The organism is Mucilaginibacter sp., from assembly GCF_964263795.1.
Lineage (GTDB): Bacteria > Bacteroidota > Bacteroidia > Sphingobacteriales > Sphingobacteriaceae > Mucilaginibacter.
The window spans coordinates 121195-146994 of sequence record NZ_CAXVWK010000057.1 but is presented as its reverse complement, the minus strand read 5'-3'; the positions used below and the strand labels follow the sequence as shown (position 1 = coordinate 146994).

Below are 25800 nucleotides of genomic sequence, written 5' to 3'. Positions count from 1 at the left end.
CCCTATTAGTGCGGTATGTTATTGCGGCATCAGCCGGAATGACATACCGTTCATAACCGGACTGATCCGAAGCTGACAGGCCAGGCGGCTGGCTGGTGCGGTTTCAGGCAAACTTTCTATCATTGCCATCTCGTCTTCCTGTGGTTCCGGCAGATCTTCCGAGCCCTGCAGCACTTCCACATGGCAGTCGCCGCAGAGTGCAATTCCACCACAGGTGGCGGTAAAAGGGTACCCTGCCTCCTTCAGATACTCCATCAGGCTCAGCCTGGTATCCTCGGGTATTTCGACAGGCTGCCGGAAACCATTTCTGTCTTCGATGTTGATCCCAATCATATTAAAAAGTGTTAACTCCGTAAACGGTCGTGTATTTGAAACTTAATTTCTCATCCGGGTAAATGTATTTGAACGCACTCTGTACCATTAAAGCCGCTTCGTGAAAACCGCTCAGTATCAATTTGAGCTTACCCGGATAAGTGTTAATGTCACCAATAGCATATATCCGCTCCCGATTCGTACTGTAATCAAGTGTATTAACTTTGATCGCATTCTGATCAATGCCAAGTCCCCAGTCCGCGATCGGTCCGAGCTTCGGGCTAAGGCCGAACAAGGGTATAAGATGATCCGTAGCCAACTGACGCACATTTTGATTATGGTCGGTGATCCCTACATGCGTAAGAAAATTTTCCCCCGACAATCCGGTAAGATGTGATCTAAGCAATAAGGTAATCCTGTTGTTGCTCGCCAGCTCAAAAATGCGCGAAGCCGAATCCGGCAAGCCGCGGAAAGTATCGCCGCGATGAACTAAGGTGACGCGTTCTGCAACATCGGCGAGATATAGTGTCCAGTCAAGCGCGGCATCTCCCCCGCCTGCAATCATGACCTTTTTCCCTTCAAAGACTGACGGGTTCCTGACCATGTAGCTGACTCCCTTGCCCTCAAATCTTTCCAGGCCGGCCAATGCTGGTTTTCGCGGTTCGAAACAACCTAATCCCCCTGCAATAGCGATGACCTTACTGTGAATGACAGTTCCCTCGCTGGACGTGATCTCAAATCTCTTATCATGCAGCTGGCTGATTCTGTTGACCCGCTCACCTAAAGTAAAGCCTGGCGAAAAAGGTTTGATCTGCTGGATAAGCTTATCAATCAGTTCAAGCCCTTTAATTTCGGGGTAGCCGGGAATATCATAAATCGGTTTGTGCGGGTACACCTCAGATAACTGGCCGCCGACCTGAGGCAGGGCATCAATCACATGGCAGCGCATTTTTAACAAGCCAGCCTCGAAAACCGCAAACAGCCCGACCGGCCCGGCACCTATAATGCAAATATCACTTTCTATCATGACCTTAAATTTCTCCTGTTTTCATTGGTTAGCCTTGTATCAGCACACAAATGCTGTCCTCTCTTGCTTCCAGAGAATGGATGATATCGACAGGTATATCCATATCACTAAACAGATCCAGCTCCGTCAGCTGATCATCCTGCCGGTATGCAACATGGCCCTTTATGACCAGTAATCTGGTGGGCATGGCAGCTTTGTGGTCACGCCACACCATGCCTTTTTTGAGACCGATTGCCAATGATTTGAATGAATCGCCGGTTTTGACAATTTTTGATACCGGTCTGATGGCTGCTTCGAGCTGGGCCACTATATTTTTTATGATCATATGTTAGTTTATTTAATCCAGAACTCATCCGGATAATTGTCTTCAAATGGTTTGCTGTGGAGTTTGATAAGTATATCCCTGACAGCGGTTAACACCCGTACAGATAAGACCGTTTCCAGCAAAGGAAAGACCTCCCGTTCCTCAAATCTGATGTGGGCAATCAGCTGTTCAGTGAAATTAAGATAGTCAGGTTCCTTCAAATGCCCTTCACCGTTTGCGCGGAAAATATTTTCGAGAAAAAGATGCTGTTCCTTACCTCGACGGGTCAGTTCGCAGTCATGCTGGTTGAATAGCAGAATCTCCTCTTCCTGAAAGTGTTCTTTCAGATGACCCTCCCAGAAAAAGTTTACATAATCTGCAATCCTATTCAAAGATCTGCCTCTTTTAAGCCCTTGTTTAATCTTCCAGCAGAACAGCAGACCGGAGTGATGGTCACGGGATAACGCTATAACATATTCGCTCCTTTTAATGGGTTGGTTTTTCATTTAATCGATCTGATGAGCTTCGTCAGCAAATCTGATAGAGGCCCCCTCCTGCAAGACAATGAAACCTTTAAAATCCTCTACGACCTTAAGCAGATGTTCTTCATTAGCAGGTATCATCGCAAAATTTCCTTTATGTACTTCGCGCCTTTCACCGGCATAAACGAGCAGTGCATTGCCCTCTTCCGCTACCAGGTAAGCATCGCAGGTTGCAATATGCCGAGGCATGTTGGTACCTGCTGCATAAGCCACTTCGATGATCTTCACCCCTTTACTTTCTTTAAGATTTTCCATATTATAATTTTTAAAAAACAATTTTCGATACATCCCGGGCGGCCTGTAGTTTAGTCTGGAACATTACCGCCATCAGCCCGGCCCGTTTCTTTGCATCCTCAGCAACTTCTCCTTCAAAGTGACGGTCGATAGCCTGGCTGAATAATTCCAGCCAACGGTTGAAGTGAGAAGCGCTGATTGGCAATGGCACGTGTTTGATAAAAGGATTTCCGCGGAAACCCGGCACCCCAAACAGAGCCGCATTCCAGAAGTCATACATCTGACGGAGATGCGGCTGCCAGTCCCCCTTAATCACTGCTGAAAATACAGGTCCGAGCATTGCATCTTTTCTCACCTCTGTGTAAAAGTCATCGACCAGTACTTGGATGGATATTAAATCCGCTATATCTTTCATATTTGATGTTTACATTAAATCTCTTTGAGGAACTGTCTCAAAACATATTGCAGGATGCCACCATTCCGGTAATATTCGATCTCGACCAGCGAGTCAAGGCGGGCGACGACATCAAAGACTTTCACTTTACCCGCCGGATCCGTTGCAGTTACGCTGACTTGCTTGTTGGGGTATACGCTTTCGATACCTTCGAAATCAAATATTTCCAACCCGGTCAGTCCCAAGGAATCAGCAGTTTGGCCGGGTAGGAACTGAAGCGGCAGCACTCCCATACCCACCAGATTACTGCGGTGGATACGCTCGTAACTTTCCGCAATGACTATTCTGATCCCTAAAAGGAAAGTTCCTTTAGCAGCCCAGTCGCGGGAGGAGCCACTACCATATTCCTTGCCGGCAAGTACGATCAGCGGTGTTCCGGTCTTTCGGTATTCCATTGCAGCCTCGTATACAGTCAGCTCCTGTCCGGCCGGCAAGATTTGCGTATACCCGCCCTCGGTTCGGGCCAGTTTATTCTTCAGCCGCACGTTAGCAAAAGTACCCCTGATCATAACCTCATCGTTTCCCCGACGCGAGCCGTATGAGTTGAAATTTTCTTTGACCACGCCCAGGCTGTTCAGGTAGAGGCCTGCGGCTGAAAATTCACTAAATGAACCTGCAGGTGAGATATGGTCGGTGGTTACGCTGTCACCCAGGTAAAGCAAAACTCTCGCGGATGTGACATCCTTCAATGCAGCAGGGATAAGCGGCAGGTCCCTAAAGAATGGTGCTTCCCTGATATACGTTGAAGAGTGATCCCAGTTATACAGTTTCTCAGCACTGACAGCTAATCCTCGCCAGATTCCGTTGCCATCTAAGATGGTAGCGTAATTGCTGGAGAAATCCTCTTTCAGCAGCACTTTGCTCATTAATACTGAGATTTCTTCCTGTGTCGGCCATATATCCTTTAGAAAAACCGGACGCTGATTGGTGTCAAAATCTACAGGTTCATTCAACAGGTCTATATCCACCCTGCCGGCTATAGCATAGGCAACAACAAGCATAGGCGACATTAAAAAATTCATACGGACCTGCGGATGAATCCGGGCCTCAAAATTGCGGTTACCGGACAGTACAGCGGCCACAACGAGGCCTTCCTCATCAATAGGTTTGGAAATATGAGGCGGCAGAGGACCGGAGTTTCCGATGCATGTTGTACAGCCATATCCGACAATATGAAAGTTCAGTGCTTCCAGGTCGGCCAGCAGCTCCGCCCTGCGCAGGTAATCGGTAACAACCTTAGATCCGGGTGCCAGCGATGTCTTGACCCATGGTTTGACGTTGATACCGCGTTCGCGAGCTTTGCGTGCAACTAAGCCGGCCCCAAGCATAACATAAGGATTTGAGGTGTTTGTACAAGAGGTGATTGCTGCTATGACAATACTGCCGTCACTCAAACGCAGCTTTTGCTGCCCGGTTGTAATCCAAATCTCCTTCTGCGCATCATGGTTGGCTACTTCCACTATTGTTTCGGGCAGCTCGGCAGGAACGCTTACCAAGGGCTGACTGCCGCCTTCTCCTTTCCAACGACTGATTGAATCAGGCTGCGGTATATATTTCCGACCGTAATTTTCCTCAAGCAGAGTAATGAAAGTGCTTTTAAAATTTTTAAGCAGGATTTTGTCCTGCGGGCGTTTTGGACCGGAAACTGTTTGTTCAACCGTAGTGAGGTCAAGTTTTACAACTTGAGTATATGCTATTTTTTCACTGCCTGTCCGCCACAACAGATTAGCCTTGCAGTACTGTTCCACGAGCTGTACCTGCTGTTCAGAACGGTCACTTTTGCGCATGTACTCAAGGGTCTTTTCATCGACTGGAAAATAAGTAACTGTACAGCCGAACTCCGGTGACATGTTGCCGATACTTGCCCTGTCCGGTACCGATAGTTCATCAAGCGCAGAACCGAAAACCTCAACGAACTTGCCGATAACGCCACGGGTACGAAGCAGTTCTGTAATGGTTAGGACGAGATCGGTTCCGGTACTGCCGGCAGGCAGTTTACCAGTAAGTTCAAGCCCGATTACTTCCGGTATGATGAAATATACAGGCTGGCCAAGCATAGCCGCTTCCGCCTCAATGCCCCCTACACCCCAGCCTATGACGCCAATGCCATTTACCATAGGCGTGTGACTGTCCGTACCTACCAGCGTGTCCGGAAAAACAAGACCTTCACGTTCAATGACGCCTTTAGCCAGATACTCTAGATTGACCTGATGACAAATTCCCATTCCGGGCGGCACAACGCTGAAATTATCGAATGCATTTTGAGCCCATTTCAGGAATTGGTATCTTTCTGTGTTGCGCTCATATTCACCGGCGATATTCATCTCATAAGCATATGAGGTTCCATAATAATCGACCTGAACGGAATGATCCACCACCAGGTCAACAGGAACCAACGGATTTATGCGCGCCGGATCTTTTCCTTTACGAACCAGTTCGGCACGCAGTGAGGCTATATCGACAACTGCAGGGACACCCGTAAAATCCTGCATGAGCACACGCGCCGGCTTGAAAGGAATTTCCAGTGCAGTACTTCCTGATCCCCAGTCAAGGAGGCCGGAGATGTGTTCAGCTGTAACTGCGAAACCATCATAATTCCTTAGCGCGTTCTCGAGCAGAACGCGGATAGAAAAAGGTAAGGCCCCTATGTCATAACCTTTCGTCTGCAGCGCCGCCAGACTAAAATAATCATAAGTACCGTTTCCGGTAACCAGCGCTTGCCTGATTTGATATGGATCTGAATTCATAGTATTATAATTATAGTTTGACCGACAGGGAAGTGATAATAAAATACCCGGTCCAGGCAAGAAACATGATAATGCCTGCGACAAGCCACCAGGGAATACTTTGCGGGGTCTCGCTACCATGAAGGACGAACGTTTTCTGGTCGCCTTTGCTGTAGGCATTGATCATTAACGGCAGTGTGCCTTCCACAACTTCGTCCTTCCTCAGGCCTTCAACTGCGATCGCCGGACCGTTACGGACGCTGAAGGGAATTAGTTTAATGCCTTCTTTTCCAACATGGTCTTTACTGATAACTTTTAAAACATGACTGCCATCCACCAGTTTTCGTGTATCAAGTTCGAATGCCACCGGTGCCGGAAATTCACCAACCGGCTGAGGATCATCATCTATAAACAGGGTTACAAAGCTTTGATTTCTCATGGTTAGTCATTTAATATCATTCTTTTGATATGCCGTTCTTCACTTTCTGCCGGTTTGATCAGACATTTTAATGTGGCTGCAAAGACATAGAGTGTAATAACGACCATAATGGCTACGATCAGGTAGTCCCAACCACTGTCGGGCCCCGTTCCATGAGTGATACCCTGCAGGAATTTCGGCTGTTGCTTCTTGCAGGCGTCACAGGCCAGGACGCTTAATGATGGGGTAAACAGGAATAAAAGGATTAAAGTACGTCTGAATGACTGATTGAGATTTTTCATGATGCTATTTTTTTAAGGATGCAATAATTTTTTTAACCTGGTCCACAGTAACTTTCTTCGAGTTATTTCCCCAGTTTGAGCGTTCATGGTTGACAATGGCAGCGACTTCCTCCGGCTTAAGGTTATTGTTCACGCCCACAGGCGGCATAATACCATACCCTTCACTGACACGGCCATTATAGCCCTTCATAATGATAGTCACTTGCACATCAGGATTTGCATCAAGTACAACTTTGCTACCCTTTAGCGCCGGAAAGGCACCAACTAAACCCTGACCGTTTTCCTGATGGCAGGACTGGCAATTGCTGGCATAAAGCGCGGCACCATCCAAACCTGGGGTTGCTGTTCCTTTTGTCTGAGGAAGGCTGCCGGCGGCAGCGTCTTTTCCATACAAAAAAACAGGCGTTGGTTTACCGATCGGCAAGGGAGTTTGCCGGAGCGATTTTAAATAGGCTACCAATGCTAATGCTTCGTGTGACGCTACAATTTTACCGGTAACACCTTTACGATACTGCTCCGGCACTGTAACAACAACATCTTCCGGATAGGCATAATCCCTGGCAGTAAAAAGCCACGCGTACGATGGCATAACTGATCCGGGCACTACTGCTCTTGGGTTATATAAGTGAAGCATATGCCAGTCCGAACTGGACTGGCGGCTACCGATACTTGTCAGGTCAGGTCCTGTCCTTTCAGACCCCATCAAAGTGGCGGTGTTACGCCAAACATCTACTCTTTTATTGCGCGCGTAATCTGCGGCTATACCAGGCCGCGTTCCCCAAGATTTATCCATATCAAGATTACGAACCTGCTGTGTATGGCAGGCAACGCATCCTTCGGCAATAAAAATGTCTTTACCCTCTTCTTCCAGCCTGCTTAGCGGTTTGCTGCCCGGAAGTGGCGCATTGTTGGTCTGATTGTTCAGGGCAGGAAGAATGGCCACAAAAATGGTGAGAACAATAAAAAGGAACAGGGCCGCCAGGTAAAGCTTTTTGTGGTTGTTATAGATATCCATTTCGTAAAACTTAAATTGTCGTGTTAGTCTGCAAATTTTCCAGCTTATCGAATATTTCAGCCTGTAATTCCGATTCCGTCGTAATGCATGTCATCGCATACATGTTCCAGGCAAAAATTAGGTGGGAGCCCCACATTAGGGAACCTCCTATAGCCCGCCAGAGCCAATAAGGCGCCATCATTGTAACGCTGTCGATGAACGGCTTTCCGGCCACCCAGTTCATGCCTTTCAGTGTTCCTCCTATCATTAGCGGTATGGAATAAAACAGGATGCCGACGAGCGCCATCCAGAAATGGGCTCCTACAAGTCCCTGTTTCGCCTCCTTTCCGGTCAGGCGGGGTACCAGGGTATAAATACATGCCCAGAGCATGAAGGCAATGATGCCGTACATTGTTATATGAGAATGGGCTACTGTAAAGTCGGTAAAATGCCACACCAGGTTGGCGGATCGAAATGCTTCAGCCGTTCCCTGCGCAGACCCGGTAAAGTAAAAGATAATCCCTGTGAGGAAAAATGGCAGTGTGTAACTACGGCCGATCTTATGGTAATTGCCTTTAATGGTCATTAAAAAATTGGTAGTGCCGGAGAATACAGGGATAAGCATCCCGACGCTGCCTACAATTGCAACGGTCTGGAGCCACCACGGAATTGAACTAAATAAAAAGTGGTGCGTGCCGATCAGCGTATAAAATAAAATCTGTGACCAGAAAGCGAGAATTCCTAAGCTGTATGAGTATATTGGTGTATTCAGCTGCTGCGGTAAGAAGTAATAAACCAGCCCTAAACTAAAGAGCATAAACCACATGCCTACTGCCTGATGCATATAAAACCCCTGAATGATGGTTTCACCCAGCCCGTTCTGCCACCATGGAATATAGCCTACCACGACAATGACGATCAGAAACATTACAGCTGCAATAATGTACCAGTTCGATATATAAATCTCACTCGTTTTTCTGCGGGCGATTGTCTGGAGAAAGTTCACAAGCGTTATTACGATGCCAACTGCAAACAGTCCCATGACCGGCCATGTATATTCCCTGTATTCTCCTCCTCCGTTGTTGATACCGGACATCAGAGAAACAGTGCCAGCCAGGACCGCGGCATTGATCAATATGAGTGAATAATACCCTCGTTTTATGCTGACAAGCGCAGTGTTGCTGACTGTGGTAACTACATAGTGTCCGAGTCCAAGCATTGCAAGGGAGGACCAGCCCCAGAAAACCATATTGGTATGAACGGGGCGCAGTCTTCCAAAGCTCAGCCAGCTTACGTGATCGGCGTCAGGAGACACGAATTTGATCCCGATGTATTCGCCTATAGATGTTCCTGCCACTAACCAGAAGGTGCCGCTGCAAATGAACCACAGGATAAGGTTTACGAGCTTTTGATCGATTTCATGCCTTTTCGCCGCCTTTCTTTTAGGTGCAATGAACCGTACGCTGCTGACCTCTGCTATATTATGAAGCAACCCCTTTTTATCAGCCGGCTCGCTATCGCCAGCCAGCTCTTTATTTGTCAGTGAAAAATCGAGTGCTTCCCTGCGTCGCAACACTCCGGCATAAAATTCTTCATCACTTTGCAGAAGGCGACTAAGTTCGCGCGTTTCCTTAGTAATCCGGGAAGATCTGGTTCTTGAAACGAGCCTGCTTAACTTAAGGCCCGCAAACCAGATCAGCAGTACCAATGGGATCATGATAAGTGTAATCATTATATACATGCCCGGACTGCTAAGTGCATTACTGGCCGAATCTGTATCCTGCGCTAATGATTTGATTGAACACGAGATCAGGAAAAGTAACAGGGTAATCCTTTTCATGCCTCTGTCATTTAACTTTTTACCCGCGCAGTTATCTTTTCTCAGGCTATGACCTACAAGCTGACCTATTTGTGCACGGTTCAATCTGCTTAACTTTTCACTAGCATCGTGCGGATCAAATTCGAGGCCGGCAGCTTCATCTTTTAATCTTAGAGACAACCGATATAGCCACAAACACAACAACAGCAAAATAAAGATCATCAGCGCAAAAAGGAGACCCGTGCCAATGTCGCTGTCATTCTGAGCACCTGTGTCATCTGCCCTTACAATACTGCTGATCAATAAAATTGGGCTGAGGCAGACGATATTACTAGTAAACTTTGTTTTCATATTAAATATATTAATACCTTAATATCTTTTTTAATTATTATTCTGATTCGACTAAACGTATTTTAAATAAGTCTGTATCGTTTAACCTATTGCTTCAGAAATATAAAATCCAGAGGAGTTCGTCGCTGAGCTGACCTGGTTTGAGAAAACTTTCCCATCTCTCCTGCAAAGGTAGGAGTTAACGCGAATAATAAAAGACAATTAGGTATTTTATTATTTCCTTGCATAATCTTGACTATTGATACAGTTTTTGTCCGGCCCTCGCGGCCATCTTATTTGTCTCCTCGCAGTACACCGGTAAGCTGAAATAGAATACAGATCCGCCCTCTTTTCCTCTTTCTGCCCTCACTGCGCCGTTATGTTCACCGATGATTTGTTTTACCAAGTATAAACCCAGCCCCTTACTGTTTTTCTGCCTTACGGATTTTAAGTCGGAGCGGTAGAACTTTTGAAATATCTGTTCTTCCTGACCTGGAGGAATACCTATTCCTTGGTCCTGAACGGACACAACAACATAAGCTTCAACAGCTGACACCTGGATAGCGATCTGCGAGGATTGGGGAGAAAAGTTCACTGCATTCGTAAGGTAATTGATGAAGACCTGCACAATTTTGTATTTGTCCGCTTTGACCAATACGGGCCCACCTTCCTGCTTGATAAAACGGTGTCCCGGATACACTAGTTTCATTTCACTGATGATGATATCGATCAGATCATCAAGGTCAAATACCGTACGGTTCATTTCCCGCTGTCTTTTATCATTTACCGGAGAGGCGAGGTATTCTTCCATCAGGCTTGTCATACAATTAATATGTAGTTCCACATTGCGAAGGAGCCTGACGGGATATTTGTCGACGTTTCCGGATAAGATATTGATCAATAACTGCACATTTAACTTGATAACGGTCAGCGGGCTTCGAAGTTCATGATTGACGACGGCAAGGCTCAGGCATTCTTCGTTCACCTGTTGGCTTATATCTTCAATTACACCAACCATCTGATCCGGACTGTCCCAGCGACGATAATAAAGTATTCCTGTTAGGCGGAACCACTTAATTTTACCATCAGGTAGATTCGTTTTTATTTGCATTTCTAGCTTTGTATCAAATGCACAGGCGTAATTGAATTCATGAATCAGGATCTTTACCTGTTTTGCGGGCATAAGGCTTAGTAGCTGCTGAATATCTAGGCCCCGTGCTGCCTCCAAGCCGATCATTTTGCGGCTGCGCGGACACAAAGTCAGGCTATTTGTCTTCAGCATCAATTTCCAGCAGCCTGCATAAACGCCCGGGTCAGCGTAATCTGCTGATATACCTGGCTTTCCACTAGTAACGGCTCTGTGCGCTTTCATATTTATTTGATTGGTCGGACAAGTAACTATTATAAATTTGTGCCATACTGGATTCCTTCTTCACATTTACATATTCTGGATTTGATAAGACTGAATAATTATTTCTTCTGAGGTTCGCCATTTATAAAACACATCAGTTACGTGAGCTCTCCGGCGCCCCGGAACAAGGTCGATACATACTAAAAGAATCTGCACAATAAGTATTTCAGGCGGGAACGAATATGCTGTCTTGTTAAAGACCAACGGAAGCCCGTATATCAAATCCGCCGCTATAAATCCTGCAGTGAGCTGTTTAAAGCTTAAATTAGCCGGCATGGTTATTATAAAAACGCTGATAAATTTAACAATTAACAGTACCTGTAACAGCAGAAGTCCTGTCTGGTCATGATCCGTATGGCCTGGCTGATCGTTGAGAATCAGCAATGTAATATTATACCATATAACCAAGATCATGCTTAGAAGGAAAGCAGTAAAGAAGGATTGTCGGTTTTTCATATTCCTGCGTTTTAAGTTTTGAAGCTATTGTTTCATTGAAGTAAAGTTCAGCATGAAACGCACGTTTATCAATGTACCGATTAAGGATATCGTCGTACAAATTACCTATTGAAAAAGCCGGTTGTTTGAACAACCGGCTTATCAAAGCGCTATCATCAGATATCTTCCTTTCGGATACCGAGCTTTTTAATTTTTGAATGAAGTGTTGTCGGGAGTATTTCAAGCATTTCTGCAGCGCCGCCAGCTCCGCTGATCTTTCCCTTGCATCTTTTCAACACAGTTAATATGTGTTCCCTTGCATTATCATCTATCGTTTTAAGCTTGCCTGAGTCTGCCGGAACTTCTGTCTGCCTGCCCGCAAAAAGTTTTGGTAGAAAAACCTCCTTTATAAATGGCCCGTCGGTTAATAGTATACTGCGTTCAATCAGATTTTCCAACTCACGGACGTTCCCAGGCCAATAATAATCAGCCAGCTGCGCCAGAACAGCAGGGGTCACTCCAATAATTTCTTTTTTGCTTTTTCGTGCATAGCGTGATATAAAGTAATCGATCAATACAGGTATATCTTCTTTTCGATCGCGCAGGGGTGCGATCAGAATGGGAAAAACATACAGACGGTAATAAAGATCGAGACGGAAACGTCCTTCCTCAACTTCTTTTTCCAGGATACGGTTAGTAGCAGCGATGATACGCACACTGATCTTTATGGGGGAACGCCCGCCTATCCGCTCGATCTCGTGTTCCTGCAGTACTCTCAGTAACTTCACCTGAAGCTCGGCAGGCATTTCTCCTATTTCATCAAGAAAGATAGTTCCTTTATCAGCCAGTTCGAACTTACCTATACGCTTTTCTATTGCCCCTGTAAATGCACCTTTTTCATGTCCAAACAATTCGGATTCAATAAGATTAACGGGTAAAGATGCACAATTGACAATGATCAGAGGTTTTTCACGACGCAAGGACAATTCGTGGATGCTTTTCGCAATCCGCTCCTTGCCGGTTCCGCTTTCACCTAAAATCAGCACTGACGTGTCGAGTGGAGCTACTATAGAGACCATGTCCTGCACGCTTAACATCTGATGACTGTTACCAATAATACCATCGAAAACCTTTCGCTTGTCCGCTTTCATGGCGACTTCCGTAGGGCTTTCGAATTGAAGGTTGCTTAATCTCGGCTTCGATGCAAGCCAGATATTCTCAAGCGCCCTAGTAAGTGAATTCTGAATACGGTTCATCATGGAGAGATGCTGGGGGGTATAGACATCAGGTTTACGGCTGTAAAAACACATTGTCACAATTTCGCCGCCGGACAGCAAGAAGGGAATATTGAGAAACGAAAGCAGCTGAAAATTGTCAGCAATTATTTTGCCGACAGGGTAGTATTTCCATGCATTTTTCAGTTGATCAGCATTAAAAAACTCGGCTTTTAATGTCGCAAAGGTAATACATTGCTTCGCATGATATTCTGTCACCCCAATACGCATACTTTGCAGCAGATCTTCCTTTGTCAAAACCTGGTATTCATTAAAACCAGTGCGCATGAATGATATTTCCTCATGAGGTTGGTTCTCGGAACGCTTCAAGTCTACTCTAAGAAAATCATAAGGCATATAGGCTTGAAGCGAGCTAATCACCTTTAATATTTTCTGGTTAAAATCTAAAGAGTCTTTTTCAATTTTACTTAACAGATTCTGCAACCCCTGCTCCTGGTGCAGCTGTTGTTCTAAACTGTTCTTATGTCTGAAAAAAGCAACGTCAAGTGATATGAGCAGTTCCTTTTCTCGGAAAGGCTTTACAAGAAAACCGTATGGCTGCGTAATTTTTGCAAGATCAAGTATACTTTCCTGAAAGTTAGCTGACAAGTAGACAAAGCCGACTCCTTTTTCCCTTAATATTTTCGCCAGATCAATGCCATTTAACGGTCCTTTAAGGAAAATATCAAGTAAAACCATTTCAGGTTTTTGCTCATCAACCAGTTTTATCGCTTCCGCCACAGAATCAGCAACGCCGCAAACCTTATAACCTGCCCTTGTCAGGATCAGTTTAAGATCAAACGCGATCATAGATTCATCTTCCACTATAAGTATCCTTTTTTCCATCTTCAGCTATACATGTGATTAATAATATCTCTGCTGCTACATCAGCTTCGTTTTTTGTAACCGGAAACTAACGCTCATGGTAACTCCGTTTCTATTTTCAATTTGAAAACTGCCGTTCAACTGCCTGCAAAGTGCTTTCATCATTTCCATTCCAAAAGTATTTGTCTGATCCAAACTGAAGTTCGGGCTCATTCCTTTTCCATTATCTGACAAGGTAAGCAAAACCTGATTGTTCTCATATAGTATCAAACGGATTGTTATCTGGCCTGTGCCATTGTCAAATGCATGTTTTATCGCGTTCGTAATCCCTTCATTCAAGATGAGTCCGATCGGTATGGCCTGCTCCAGCTCCATTACAAACGGATCCATTACTTGCTTGATGTGAATCCCCTTTTGCGTCGTGCAAAATGAGTCACTTAAATAGGTTACAAGGTCTTTTATGTAAGTGTTCATGTCAACATCCGAAGCACAGCTGGCATATAACTTCTGATGGATAAGTGAAATCGCATGCACCCGGTTCCGGCTATCACTCATTGCTTCAATGGCTACATGATCTTTTAAATAGGCCGACTGAGTGTTTAGCAAACTCGTTACGACCTGAAGATTATTTTTGACACGGTGCCGAACTTCCTTTAACAGCCAGTTTCTTTCCCGGAGTATTTTGTTCCTTTCTTCGGTCAGTCTTTGCAACCGGGCTTCCTGCTCATCAATCTCAATCTTTTGGAATTGTGCTTCAAAATTACATTTTCTTATATTCCGATGACTATTGTAACTTACTCCAGCGATAATCACAAGTGTAGCCAAAACCATGATAGTAACCTTTCGCTGACAGATTGTGAACTCCTTTACAGATTTTTCCTGATTTTCTACATTGCCTCTCGACCCTTCGTTTAGGTGAACCGTATGATTTGCAACCTGACAAAGGGCATCGAAATTCATTGTTACTACGAAACACAGGCAAATTAAAATCTTAAACATATTTTTCGGGCTGAACTTGATATACCGGGCCGCTACCAGTTGATTATTTAAATTGTACGCTGCCGGTTGAACTTATATATTCGCCCTAACTGACAAAGAAGGTTAGAGCAGATCAAAAGCAGCAACTGAATAATTTTCGATAAATATGCTGTATCAGGCGGTCTGAATCAATGTATAAAAACAGCCTTTAATTGTATTAATCATCGATTTACGACGTGCGGTTTGCTTTGAAGGCCTCATGCCTCCGCATAATTAATATTTCGACGGGAGCTATAACCTCTTGTTCACTTCGCTGATGCTGATCTGGCAATTATGATTACAAATACGAAATATCGTAACTACCTTATCTGATATCGGATATATCGTATTTTTAAGACGCCCAAATTCTATTTAAATAACTCACAATCAATGAATTATGCAACAAGGCATAATATTGGGGATAATGGCAACTGTAGTAATTACCTAATTAAATATGCTATGAAACAGTTGCACAAGTTATCGCCTTATCCGGGTTCAGAAAATACTAGTTCCGCCTTTAGTATTGGCCCTTTACAGCGTTTGAGTGAAAATGGCACTTTACAACGCGATGATCATTTCAAAATTATCTGGATCACCCGCGGAAAGGGGACATACCGGCTGGCGCAGCTTAAAGGGCTGACTGCACAGAACCAGTTGCTGTTTGTTAAGCCCGGCCAGCTTTGTAACCTGCAGCTTACGGATGAACTTGACGGCTATATTATTTCGTTCAGTTCTTCTTTCCTTGACGTAGCAGATAGTGAGGGCGCGGCTACATACAGCAATTTTTATCAGGTATTCGCCCGTACACAAACAACCGCTGCAGGTACTGAACTCGAAGATATGGAAACAATAATGGCTATAATGATTAAAGAGTTCCGTCGCAATCACCTGTTCCGCTGTGACATTTTAAAAAGGTATTTAAAAATATTTCTCCTCTACGTTTCAGGCTTTCTTGATCACCCTGTCTACCAACCCAGACATAGCCGTAACGAGGCTATCGTCGACCGTTTCATGTCGTTGCTGGAAAATAACTTCCGTACCCAAAAAACGGTAGCTTACTTTGCTGAAGCGTTATCTGTTACTCCTAATTATCTGAACGAAGTAATTAAGAAAACAACAGGGTGTTCAGCCGGCCACCATATACGCCAGCGGGTGGCTCTTGAAGCAAAGCGTCAGGCTGCATCCTCCAATATATGCATGAAGAGCGTTGCCTATGATCTCGGGTTTTGCGATATGGCCCACTTCAGCAAGTTTTTTAAAAACACAACGGGCATGAACTTTTCAGAATTCAAAAACAGAGACAGGATTTTACAATCAGTAATTTAATGAATATGGAATCAAGTTTACCCATTTATAAACGAAAAAAGCTGCTGATCATTGGCGGCGGGTTTGCAGGAATGAATCTTGCGCAGGAACTGATGAAGAGCGAGATTTATCAAATCATACTCATTGACCGGAATAATTACAATTACTTTCCGCCGCTGCTATACCAGGTAGCTACCAGCTTTTTAGATCCATCAAGCATCAGCTATCCTTTTCGCAAACTCTTCCGGAATGAACAGGTAACGTTTCGCATGGGCGAACTGATGAAAGTTGACCCTACAAACCGCGTAGCTTATCTCGATAATGGTAAATTGCATTACGACGAGCTGGTATTTGCTACCGGAGCGCGTACCAACTTTTTCGGGAATGAGAACATTAAGAACAATGCGCTCCCGATGAAAACGATTGATGATGCACTTATGATGCGAAACGCGTTGTTGAAGACTCTTGAACGAGCATCAGTATGTACCGATCCAGATGAGCGCCGAAAACTGTTGACGATCGTTGTTGCCGGCGGTGGCCCAACAGGTGTAGAAGTGTCAGGCATGCTGGCAGAAATGAAAAAACACATTTTAACAAAGGATTATCCCGAAATAAAAAGCAGTGGAGGTGAGATCTATATTGTGGATGGAGGTGAGAACCTGCTCGCACCGATGAGCGAAAAGACCCATCAGGAAACCCAAAGGGCGCTTACGCGACTGGGCGTTCATGTTAAGCTTAAAACCCGTGTGGCTGACTTCAAAAATGCTGTAGTAACCTTGAATAATGGTGAGACGATTGCAGCACAGACATTGATCTGGGCAGCCGGCATTACGGCTAATACATTCGAGGGTATACCACAGGAAGCGCTCGGGCCGGGCCAGCGTATGATAACTGATCAGTTCAATAAAGTAACCGGCCTTGAGCACATCTATGCGATTGGGGATTCATCAATAATGACTACAGATCCGGCCTATCCCCGCGGACATCCCCAGCTGGCACAGGTAGCTATCCAGCAGGGACGGAATCTGGCAGCTAATTTTCTTGCGATAGCTTATGACAAGCAGTCCAAGCCTTTTATATACTTTGATAAGGGAGACATGGCTATTGTAGGCCGGCACAATGCAGTAGTTGATATGTTCAAGCATAAGGTTCATCTAAGTGGTGTCGCAGCGTTGTTTATCTGGCTTTTTATCCATCTTATATCACTAGTCAGCTATACCAACAAACTTAAAACGCTTTACAACTGGTCTGTCGCTTACTTATCAAAAGACCAGTCGCTGCGAATGATCTTCAGGTCATAGCAAAGGTTCACTTTAATCCAACAATAATGAAAAAAAACACAAACACTGCCAGTTTATCCGTTGGCTGCATTATAGCGGCAAAAATAGGTAAGTTAACTGTCCTGCTGCTTAGCATGCTTATTTATTCTTCAAAGTCAGAGGCACAAAGCACTGGTACAAAAGCGACATCAGCAGAAATGGTTGGGGCGCTTCACGCCGCCTTCGGCAAGCATCCCAATGCACGTGCTGTACATGCCAAAGGCTTGTTCTTCACCGGTACTTTTTCGCCGGCCACCAGTGCAAAAATGCTTTCGCATGCACCTCACCTGCATCACTTAACTTCATCTGTAATTGTTCGCTTTTCCGATTTCACAGGAATCCCTGATATTTCCGATACAATCGGCGCCTCAAACCCCCGTGGTATGGCTATTAAGTTCCAACTGGCAGGCGGCAAAAGCACGGACATCATTGCGCATAGCTTTAACGGGTTTCCTGTTGCTACGACAGATGAATTCAGGGAATTTTTGCTGAACATATCCAAAAGCGGACCTGAGGCGCAGCATCCGAATGCCATCGAAGATTTTCTTGGCACGCATCCTATAGCAAAAGTATTTGTAACGACACAGAAACCACCTTCAGTGAGTTACGGAACACTGTCCTACTTTGGGGTAAACAGTTTTAAGTTTGTTAATAGTAAGGGCAGTGCAGCTTTTATCAGATACCAGATTGTACCCGAAGCAGGTGAACAATTCCTGACTGCAGATGAGTTTAAACGATTAGATAACGATTATCTTTCTGCCGAAATCAAAAAACGTGTTGCAGCAGGCGCTGTCAAATTTAAACTGTATGCCCAGGTAGCCGAATCAGGAGATCAGGTCAACAATCCTTCAATCGCCTGGCCGGAGGACCGCAGGCGCGTATTACTGGGTACAATTACAATTACCCATTTGGCTGATAATAGTTTAGAAAAGGATAAGGCGTTGGTATTTAACCCGGGCAACCTGCCTGCTGGGATCGAGATTGCCGATCCGATGGTTGCCGACCGTGCCCGCCTTTACCCAATTTCTGTTAAAGAGCGTCAACAATAATTTAAAAAAGAAAACATATGAACGAGAATCTATCATTAATACCCGGTAATTCTTTAATTACCGCTACGCCCGAAGAAGGCCGTGCACTGGCAATAAAAATGTCCAGACTGATCATCAAAGCAACCCAGCCCGATGCTGCTATCAGAGAAAAATTGCGACCTATTTATGCAGAAGACGCCGCTATGCTGATAGCAATCGGCCAGACAGTCGCTTTAGAATTTGCCACGATTGCAGCGGCAAATAACTACTGGAAATAACGGACCATTGTTAAGTTCATGATGCGTACCAAGATCATCATCATTGGAGCGGGCCCCACCGGCCTGATGGCTGCGTGCCAGTTGGCCCGCTTCAATTGTGACCTGATCATTGTTGACAGAAAGACTGGTCCCACCCTAGAGTCGCGGGCGATGATCGTCACGCCGCGCAGTTTGGAAATTTTTCAGCAGATGGGACTGGGAACCGACTTGTTAGCAAAAAGCAAACCGGTTCCTGATTTTTCAATTTTTATCGGTGGCCGGCAAAAAGCCAGTTTCAGCCTGTCGGAAAATGGCAGCGGCCTGACCGATTTTCCGGCCTTTCAATCTTTTGAACAATATCATAATGAAAAGCTGCTTTACGGGTTTCTTTTGAATACCGGTCGCGATGTGATGTGGCGTACAGAATTTAAAGAACTCAGGCAGCATGGAGATCTCGTAACCGCAAAACTAGTTCAAACGGTCGATGGAACTATTCAAACACTTATTGTTGAAGGCAGTTACCTGCTCGCCTGCGACGGTGCCACCAGTCCGGTCAGGCATGCACTTAAAATAAAGTTCCGGGGCGGTACTTATTACAACAAATTTTTTGTTGCCGACGCAAAGATCGAATGGGAACAATCGCCAAACCGCCTGATTGCAACACCCGCAAGGGGAAACTTCTGTGCATTTTTCCCGATGAACGGAGGCGGCGCTTACCGTATCTTAGGTACGCTTCCAAAAAGATTCAGCAACCGGGAAATTGAAAGTTTCGAAGTTTTAAAGCCGGTCATATTAGCAACGGCGCAGATTTCCATGCACATAGCCCATGTCAACTGGTTTTCAATCTATCATTTACATCACCGCTGCATAGATCATTTCCGTTACAAGAACTGCTTTCTGCTGGGGGACGCTGCCCATGTCCATAGTCCTGCCGGTGGTCAGGGAATGAACACAGGTCTTCAGGATGCCCATAATATCGCCTGGAAACTTGGGCTTGCAGTTAAGCAGCGGGCCGGTAGCCGTCTGTTGGACACCTACCATACCGAACGACAACCTTTCGCTAAATGGCTATTAAAATTTACCGACAGAGTATTTGATTTAATGACCCGGGGCACCTGGTTACATCATATATTTCGCAAGCACATACTGCATTACTGCTTTAAGCTAATTTTGTTACTGCCTGGTGTTAAGAAAATAATCTTCATGACGCTTTCTCAACTATGGTATAACTATGATAGGGGGCCGGCACGTTTTAACAGAACTATCCAGAAAATTAAATTTAAACCCGGCGACCGTTGCCCTTATATTAATTATCTACCCAATGAAGAAAATACTTATTACTATTTAAACTTCGCAGGATTCGTACTTTTTATCATAGGCGATTTTTCCCGGTTACCTGATTTCAGGAAGCTTGAATTTTTGCCGGAGATTAAAGTGGTCTGTTTACCTTATAACCTGGGATGGGCAGATTTGGGTGTAACGAATAAATTAGCGATACTCATTCGGCCGGATCAGTTCATCGGACTGATCGCTGATGAAATGTCGCCTGAACTCTTGATAAGCTATTTTAATTCATTTTATTGATCAGAGCAGATTAGCGCAGGCCAACGCGACCACAAATGCGAGAACCGAAATGATAAGGCCATACATGAAAACATTGTAGGCAAGGCGCAGTAAATAATATTTTCGGCCAAGAACGACTCCCTGGGCATAGATATCTCTTTTAAGTGTGCCGTAGAGAAATCCCTTGTCCGCCATGACCTGTTGCATGCCCGAATCATAATCCTCATAATTCATCTTATAAAAGTTCCCGAAAAAAATCAGATTAACTACTTTGTTGCTTACATCCGCTTTTGTGAAGGTGCCGTGCGGCAAGGTTGGGCGGGTCGCGAGTATAGCAAATATCATAGTGATCAAACTAATACTTAGTAATAACAGGATAGGCATTACAAGGTAATGGTATTCTCCGATTTTTCGCAACACTAAACTTATAATGGCTGATAGTATGATAGAATTTACAGTAATCATGATGTGCGCTTTGTTATCAGCCATATCACTTAGGCGCTGGTGATTGCCCGAACTTATTTTAAACATTGTCTCTATACCCCGAACCGGCTTTTCGACTTTTGATTGTATCCCTGAATTTCCTTGTTGGCCAAGCTTTTCTTTCAACTTACAAAGGTTGTTATGCTTACCGGTGTTCAGTAACATGCGGCAATATTCTGTGTGATAATTGTGACTTTCTAGAAAAGAAATTGTCTCATGCCACCATTTTTTTTTCTTGATTTCGCCATGGTGCAGAAGCTTTTTTTCTTTACGTAATAATTTATCATCTTTAAAGAAGTCAGCGGTGCCCAAAGTATAAAGATTAGCGTCGCAAACAATTTGTTCCAAAAGTATCAGCGGTTCCTGCGGTACTTTCGTTGCCATTATACAACATTTAACGGCATCGATATCCTTGCTGCTGAATCCCTGCTCAGCCAGAAAGGACTCAGCAATCGTTGCACCGGCCTCTTCATGGTTACCCTTATCGGTCATATAACCTAAATCGTGTAACCAGGTGGCCGCTAATACAATAAACCGATCGCGTTCGTTCAGCTGATAATACGCAGCCATATCCTTTACATGTGATGCTACATCTGTGATGTGCTTCTTGTTATGGTAAACATAACACGGCTTTGTGTGCTTACTGTAGTAATTGTCTACAAAGGCCTTTACATACTGCAGGGATCGCTGATACTCCATTTATCGTAACAGTTTTTATTCCGGATGTTTACCGAACGCAATACCTAATCTGTTCCAGGAGTTCATGGCGACGATGGCCAGTATAACTTTAGCAGTAGTCTCTTCACCCAGGATCGTTACTGCTCTTTCGAACACTTCGTCACTCACACCATGGTTGGAAATCAGCGTAACTTCTTCTGTAATTTCCAGAATAAGCTGATCTGTCTCACTAAACCAGTTTCGCGCCTCGCGCCAGGCACTCATGACAAAAATCCGCTGAGGATTTTCGCCGTATTTTAGCGCATCCTTTGTATGTATGTTCAGGCAATACGCACAGCCGTTAATCTGTGAGGTGCGAATTTTAATCATCTCTTTCTGTACAGGATCCAGCTGAGTGTCCATTAACAGCTTATCGAGCTCAATAAATGGTTTGTACGCCTGTGGTACTACGGCCAAAAGGTTAAATCTTGCTTTCATGTTTTATTAATTATAATGTGTTATTTATCGCTTTTTTATTTAAATAATTATCCAAGCTGAAATAATAGACAGGCACTGTTGCTAAAAGTAATGCGGCCGCACTATCCGTAAATACGGAATAATTGAAAGGCGCTTTAATACCCATAAAGATGGCCATGCACAATGCAAAGATCAGCGTCAGCAAAAATGAACCCAACGCGGCAAGTCTGGTCTGATACCCTATTAAAAATTGGATGCCAAAAATAACCTCCGCTAACGTAGCCAACCCGCCCATTACACTTGTAGCCGACGGGTTTAAGAAAGGCAACAGCACATGGGTGTAAGTAACGAAATTTTGCCAGTTCCCCCAATCAACATTAAACTGTCCCGCCGGACCAAGCCAGCCAAACCGGTCGGCTGCAGGAAATAAGAAACCGATACCCAGGGATAACCGCAGAAAAAGCTGCGCAAATTTTAATGTAGTTTTCATTGTGATCTATTGTCAGAAGAAATAAACAGTCGCCTCATGTGATTAAGTTAACAGCACAGGCAATCCACCCAGTTGTTACGGGCAAATTGAACTCAGCATATCTGTTGCGAACTGAATCAGACGAAACAAATAAGGTTAATCGTTTTCCTAATTACCTAAAGCGCATTGCTATTAAAATGCCAATTTCAAAACTGCCTGTAAGCAAGCACTTTAATTAAACGCGATCTCAAACTTTGCCGATATTTCGGAGGTAGTAATCCAATTTTTACGAAATAAAGTAAATCGTGATCCGGAGCCCATGAGGTCGTCGCGTATTTCGCCTTTAGTTACGATTGGTTATTTTCCCTGCATCAAAATAATGTGGATTATTTCGTAATTCAACAAATACTTTTTACGAAATAAAGTAGTTCAGGGACGTAATATTTAACAACCAACTGATATACAAGTATATAAACGAATGGCACAGCTTTAGCCATCAGGTTTATGCGTTAGCAAACATAAAACCTGATTTATATGGAAAAGTACACCAACCTTAACAAACAGTACATCGACGGGGCCTGGAAAGACGGAACAGAAAACGTAGTCATTGACAACTTGAATCCGTTTTCTGACGTAGTCATACACAGCATGAACTCCGCAGGCCATGCTGACGTTGACGAAGCATTTAGCGCCGCAAAAAACGCTTCGTCAGCATGGGCAGACTCAAACCCGTTGTTTAAACGCGACATCCTACTCAAAGCAGCGGACATTCTTTGGCGCCGTAAAAATGAATTTATTGAATGGCTGGCACTTGAAACCGGCAGTACTTATATTAAGGCTTTTGTAGAAACACAGCAAGCACGTGATATCCTTATTGAAGCGGCAAGTTTCCCTACGCGCATGCACGGAACAATCCAGCCGTCAACCATTGACGGCAAGGAATCCTTCATTTACCGGAAACCGCTGGGCGTGATTGCGCTGATCAGTCCTTGGAACTTTCCACTGTATCTTTCCATGCGTACTATTGCGCCATCCCTGGGGACTGGAAATACCGTAGTGGTCAAACCAGCCACCCAATCCTTGGTTACGGGCGGAACGCTGATCGCTAAAGTCTTGGAAGAAGCCGGTTTACCAGCGGGCGTCCTTAATGTTGTAATTGGCAAATCAGATATCATAGGCGATTATTTTACCGGTCACCCCGTGTCAAAAATGGTTTCCTTTACTGGGTCTACCCCTGTCGGCCGCGGAATAGGCAAAATCGCCGGAGAGCAGCTGAAAAAATCTGCATTGGAACTTGGCGGCAATAACGTTTTCATTGTACTGGATGATGCTGACGTTGATTACGCTGTGGAAGCCGCGATCTTCGGTCGTTTCCTGCATCAGGGACAAGCTTGCATATCCGTCAACCGCATTATGATACATGACAGCTTGTACGAAGATTTCAAAGAGAAATTTGTAGCCATGGCTAAAGAGCTGCCTCATGGTGACGCCCTTGATCCTGTAAATATAATCGGGCCGGTCATAGACCATAAAGCCTTGCAGCGGATACTGGGAGTTATTGCCAGGTCGCAGGAAGCTGGTGCGATTGTAGAATGTGGAAACCTAACTGAAAATAACATCTTATTGCCGACTGTTTTATCCGGTGTCACCGAAACGATGCCTATTTTTCAGGAAGAGATATTCGGCCCCGCTGTAGGACTGGTGTCATTTAAAGATGACGATGAGGCCGTAACTCTTGCCAATGCAACCGACTTCGGTTTAAGTGGAGCTATACATACCAAGGATGTTTACCGGGCCATGCAGCTTTCTAAGCGGATCAAGACAGGTATGATGCATATAAATGATCAGACTGCGAATGATGAGATTCATGCACCCTTCGGCGGCGAGAAATCTTCCGGAACTGGTCGGTTTGGCGGCAACTTCATTCTTGATGAATTAACAACTGTTCAGTGGGTCAGTGTTCAATATCAAACCCGTCAGTATCCTTTTTAATCAGAACAATCGTCCTGCGCTGACTAACCTATTGTTTTTTGTTGAATATGAAAAAACTCCCAATCCTAGCTCATTTATTTAAAGTCCAGTTGGCCTTTATAACCGGCATTATGTTATTGTCTTCCAATGCTAACGGACAGGATCCCTCATTACCTGCCGCGAACCTTGGCCTGGCCAATATCACAGATGGAATAACGCCCGGCCCCGGTTTTTACTACGCTAACTTTACGCAGCTTTATCAGGGTCATTCTTTTAGGGACGGGCAAGGAAGAAAAATTCAAACTAACCTGAAAGTGAATTCATATTTTACCATTCACCAGTTAGTCTTCTTGAGTAAAATTAAAGTACTTAACGGGTTACTTGGATTTACAGCTTTCCTGCCTGTCATCCGGATTTCCGCAACGAATGCCGGTGGTCCGACGCCAACAGTAAACAATGGTGCATTAGGTGACATCATATTAGCACCTGCAGTGGTATGGGAAAACAAGAAACTGTTTAATCACCTGTATTTCCACCGAGCGGAAATCGATGTCTTCGTGCCTACCGGTTCTTATAATAAAAAAGACATGATCAACCCTGGTGCTCATCATTTTACCTTTTCCGCCCATTACTCATTTACCTACTTTTTTAACAAGAGCTTCAGTTTCAGTTCACGTAATCACATCAACTACAGCACTGACATTATTGGTACGGATGTCCGCCCGGGCATGTTTTATAACGCAAATTTCTCCCTGGAACAAACCATTTATAAAACGTTTCGCGGCGAAATATGCAGTTATTATTTAAAACAGCTGAATGAGGATACCAATAACGGAAAGAGCCATTATTTTCAGGATACCTATGGTGTTATAAGTACAAAAGAACAGGTACTCGGCATAGGTCCAGGCTTGGCCTACCTTGCAAACCAGCGTCTTGTTCTGGAAGGGAAAGTCTTTTGGGAAACCGCTGTCCGTAACCGGCAACAGGGCGTGCGTCCGGCAATGCAACTATCTTATAAATTTTAAACTTCATTATGAACATTCAAAAAAACATTCATTCAAAAACGATCGTTTTCATCACCGGTGCATTTGTCACCAGCGATTGTTGGGACAAATGGAAGAATTTCTTCGAGCAGAAAGGTTACGAATGCCTGGTGCTACCGTGGCCAAACAAAGAAGCATCTGCAAGCACCCTGCGAAACCGTCATCCGGATGAAGCCATTGCTAAAATGCGCTTGACCACCTTGACAGACTTTTATGAACGTCAGATTAGCGTAATGGCAGAAAAACCAATTCTTATTGGCCATTCTATGGGCGGACTGATTACCCAGATCTTATTACAGCGTAATCTGGCCGCTGCAGGAGTCGCCATTCACCCGGTTGCGCCGCAGGGTGTTATATCATTCAGCTTGTCTATGTTACGTGCAGTTTGGGGCCCATTGGGCCTTTTCACTTCGGTTAAAAAACCATTCATGATGACGTTTAAACAATGGCAGTTTGCCTTTACGAACGGCATGGCGGAGGGTCAGCAAAAGGCGGCATACGAAAAATATTGTATTCCAGAATCTAAGTTGATTTCTCGGGATGGTCTGACAAAAGCAGCACATATCGATTTCAAAAAATATCACGCGCCTTTGCTCATCACCGCCGGCAGCACGGACCACATTGTTCCTTCAAAGCTAAACTATGCAAACTACAAGAAGTATCAATCCGGTTCCGTCATTGATTTTAAGGAATTTGCGGGCCGTAATCACTTTGTACTTGGACAGCCGACCTGGCAGCAAGATGCGCAGTACATTTATGACTGGCTTCAAAATAAAATAAGAGCCGGCTGCCTTGAATGAATAA

26 protein-coding genes are annotated in these 25800 nt (G+C 44.6%); 8 read left to right on the top strand and 18 right to left on the bottom strand.

Annotated features, from left to right (window positions below):
- Positions 1-18 precede the first annotated feature (18 nt).
- The 15 genes from ACE5CV_RS10485 to ACE5CV_RS10415 form a co-directional block, all read right to left on the bottom strand.
- On the bottom strand, positions 19-333 hold the full coding sequence (locus ACE5CV_RS10485) for a 2Fe-2S iron-sulfur cluster-binding protein (RefSeq protein WP_374950115.1): 315 nt from the start codon (positions 331-333) through the stop codon (positions 19-21).
- Between the two features lies 1 nt (position 334).
- The gene (locus ACE5CV_RS10480; RefSeq protein WP_374950114.1) at positions 335-1339 is read right to left on the bottom strand and encodes an NAD(P)/FAD-dependent oxidoreductase; all 1005 of its coding nucleotides are present in this window, start codon (positions 1337-1339) and stop codon (positions 335-337) included.
- Between the two features lie 28 nt (positions 1340-1367).
- Entirely contained in the window at positions 1368-1664 is a 297-nt protein-coding gene (locus ACE5CV_RS10475) for a hypothetical protein (RefSeq protein WP_374950113.1), read from the bottom strand.
- An 8-nt stretch (positions 1665-1672) separates the two neighbouring features.
- The gene (locus tag ACE5CV_RS10470) at positions 1673-2149 is read right to left on the bottom strand and encodes a hypothetical protein (RefSeq protein ID WP_374950112.1); all 477 of its coding nucleotides are present in this window, start codon (positions 2147-2149) and stop codon (positions 1673-1675) included.
- Positions 2150-2440: a hypothetical protein gene (locus tag ACE5CV_RS10465; protein WP_374950111.1), complete on the bottom strand. Its 291-nt coding sequence runs from the start codon at positions 2438-2440 to the stop codon at positions 2150-2152. It abuts the gene before it with no gap.
- A 10-nt stretch (positions 2441-2450) separates the two neighbouring features.
- A complete protein-coding gene (locus ACE5CV_RS10460) occupies positions 2451-2834 on the bottom strand; it encodes a group III truncated hemoglobin (RefSeq protein WP_374950110.1) in 384 nt (127 codons plus the stop codon).
- Positions 2835-2848: 14 nt separating this feature from the next.
- On the bottom strand, positions 2849-5620 hold the full coding sequence (gene acnA, locus ACE5CV_RS10455) for an aconitate hydratase AcnA (RefSeq protein ID WP_374950109.1): 2772 nt from the start codon (positions 5618-5620) through the stop codon (positions 2849-2851).
- 10 nt (positions 5621-5630) lie between these two features.
- Positions 5631-6038 carry a cytochrome C gene (locus ACE5CV_RS10450; protein WP_374950108.1) on the bottom strand — a complete coding sequence of 136 codons (408 nt, stop codon included), beginning with the start codon at positions 6036-6038 and terminating at the stop codon, positions 5631-5633.
- A gap of 2 nt (positions 6039-6040) precedes the next feature.
- Positions 6041-6319, bottom strand: a complete 279-nt coding sequence (locus tag ACE5CV_RS10445; protein ID WP_374950107.1) for a hypothetical protein — start codon at positions 6317-6319, stop codon at positions 6041-6043.
- A 4-nt stretch (positions 6320-6323) separates the two neighbouring features.
- Positions 6324-7334, bottom strand: a complete 1011-nt coding sequence (locus ACE5CV_RS10440; RefSeq protein WP_374950106.1) for a cbb3-type cytochrome c oxidase subunit II — start codon at positions 7332-7334, stop codon at positions 6324-6326.
- Positions 7335-7344: 10 nt separating this feature from the next.
- Positions 7345-9483 (bottom strand): cbb3-type cytochrome c oxidase subunit I, encoded by a 2139-nt coding sequence (locus ACE5CV_RS10435; protein WP_374950105.1) that lies wholly within the window; start codon positions 9481-9483, stop codon positions 7345-7347.
- 235 nt (positions 9484-9718) lie between these two features.
- A complete protein-coding gene (locus tag ACE5CV_RS10430; RefSeq protein WP_374950104.1) occupies positions 9719-10834 on the bottom strand; it encodes an ATP-binding protein in 1116 nt (371 codons plus the stop codon).
- Between the two features lie 66 nt (positions 10835-10900).
- Positions 10901-11329, bottom strand: coding sequence for a hypothetical protein (locus tag ACE5CV_RS10425; protein WP_374950103.1), 429 nt, complete (start codon positions 11327-11329; stop codon positions 10901-10903).
- Between the two features lie 155 nt (positions 11330-11484).
- Positions 11485-13428 carry a sigma 54-interacting transcriptional regulator gene (locus tag ACE5CV_RS10420; RefSeq protein WP_374950102.1) on the bottom strand — a complete coding sequence of 648 codons (1944 nt, stop codon included), beginning with the start codon at positions 13426-13428 and terminating at the stop codon, positions 11485-11487.
- Positions 13429-13464: 36 nt separating this feature from the next.
- Entirely contained in the window at positions 13465-14406 is a 942-nt protein-coding gene (locus ACE5CV_RS10415; RefSeq protein ID WP_374950101.1) for a sensor histidine kinase, read from the bottom strand.
- Between the two features lie 477 nt (positions 14407-14883).
- Between ACE5CV_RS10415 and ACE5CV_RS10410 the strand changes: the two genes are divergently transcribed.
- The 5 genes from ACE5CV_RS10410 to ACE5CV_RS10390 are packed head-to-tail and all read left to right on the top strand — an operon-like array spanning position 14884 to position 19917.
- Complete coding sequence (locus ACE5CV_RS10410; RefSeq protein ID WP_374950100.1) at positions 14884-15750, top strand: helix-turn-helix transcriptional regulator; 867 nt, start codon at positions 14884-14886, stop codon at positions 15748-15750.
- A 5-nt stretch (positions 15751-15755) separates the two neighbouring features.
- Positions 15756-17030: an NAD(P)/FAD-dependent oxidoreductase gene (locus ACE5CV_RS10405; protein ID WP_374950099.1), complete on the top strand. Its 1275-nt coding sequence runs from the start codon at positions 15756-15758 to the stop codon at positions 17028-17030.
- A gap of 26 nt (positions 17031-17056) precedes the next feature.
- On the top strand, positions 17057-18097 hold the full coding sequence (locus tag ACE5CV_RS10400) for a catalase family peroxidase (RefSeq protein WP_374950098.1): 1041 nt from the start codon (positions 17057-17059) through the stop codon (positions 18095-18097).
- Between the two features lie 17 nt (positions 18098-18114).
- Entirely contained in the window at positions 18115-18354 is a 240-nt protein-coding gene (locus ACE5CV_RS10395; protein ID WP_374950097.1) for a hexameric tyrosine-coordinated heme protein, read from the top strand.
- Between the two features lie 18 nt (positions 18355-18372).
- On the top strand, positions 18373-19917 hold the full coding sequence (locus tag ACE5CV_RS10390; protein ID WP_374950096.1) for an FAD-dependent oxidoreductase: 1545 nt from the start codon (positions 18373-18375) through the stop codon (positions 19915-19917).
- On the opposite strand, the gene ACE5CV_RS10385 is transcribed toward ACE5CV_RS10390, so the two are convergent.
- From ACE5CV_RS10385 to ACE5CV_RS10375, 3 genes are read right to left on the bottom strand one after another with little or no spacing between them, the layout of a single operon-like run.
- Entirely contained in the window at positions 19918-21078 is a 1161-nt protein-coding gene (locus ACE5CV_RS10385) for a Pycsar system effector family protein (protein WP_374950095.1), read from the bottom strand.
- 15 nt (positions 21079-21093) lie between these two features.
- On the bottom strand, positions 21094-21534 hold the full coding sequence (locus tag ACE5CV_RS10380; protein ID WP_374950094.1) for a carboxymuconolactone decarboxylase family protein: 441 nt from the start codon (positions 21532-21534) through the stop codon (positions 21094-21096).
- A gap of 10 nt (positions 21535-21544) precedes the next feature.
- Positions 21545-22003 carry a TQO small subunit DoxD gene (locus tag ACE5CV_RS10375; RefSeq protein WP_374950093.1) on the bottom strand — a complete coding sequence of 153 codons (459 nt, stop codon included), beginning with the start codon at positions 22001-22003 and terminating at the stop codon, positions 21545-21547.
- Positions 22004-22516: 513 nt separating this feature from the next.
- Between ACE5CV_RS10375 and ACE5CV_RS10370 the strand changes: the two genes are divergently transcribed.
- Genes ACE5CV_RS10370 through ACE5CV_RS10360 form a run of 3 tightly spaced genes read left to right on the top strand, consistent with a single transcriptional unit; the run spans position 22517 to position 25796 of the window.
- A complete protein-coding gene (locus ACE5CV_RS10370; RefSeq protein WP_374950092.1) occupies positions 22517-23974 on the top strand; it encodes an aldehyde dehydrogenase family protein in 1458 nt (485 codons plus the stop codon).
- 47 nt (positions 23975-24021) lie between these two features.
- Entirely contained in the window at positions 24022-24978 is a 957-nt protein-coding gene (locus tag ACE5CV_RS10365) for a transporter (RefSeq protein WP_374950091.1), read from the top strand.
- A gap of 8 nt (positions 24979-24986) precedes the next feature.
- Positions 24987-25796 carry an alpha/beta hydrolase gene (locus ACE5CV_RS10360; protein ID WP_374950090.1) on the top strand — a complete coding sequence of 270 codons (810 nt, stop codon included), beginning with the start codon at positions 24987-24989 and terminating at the stop codon, positions 25794-25796.
- The last annotated feature ends 4 nt before the right edge of the window (positions 25797-25800 follow it).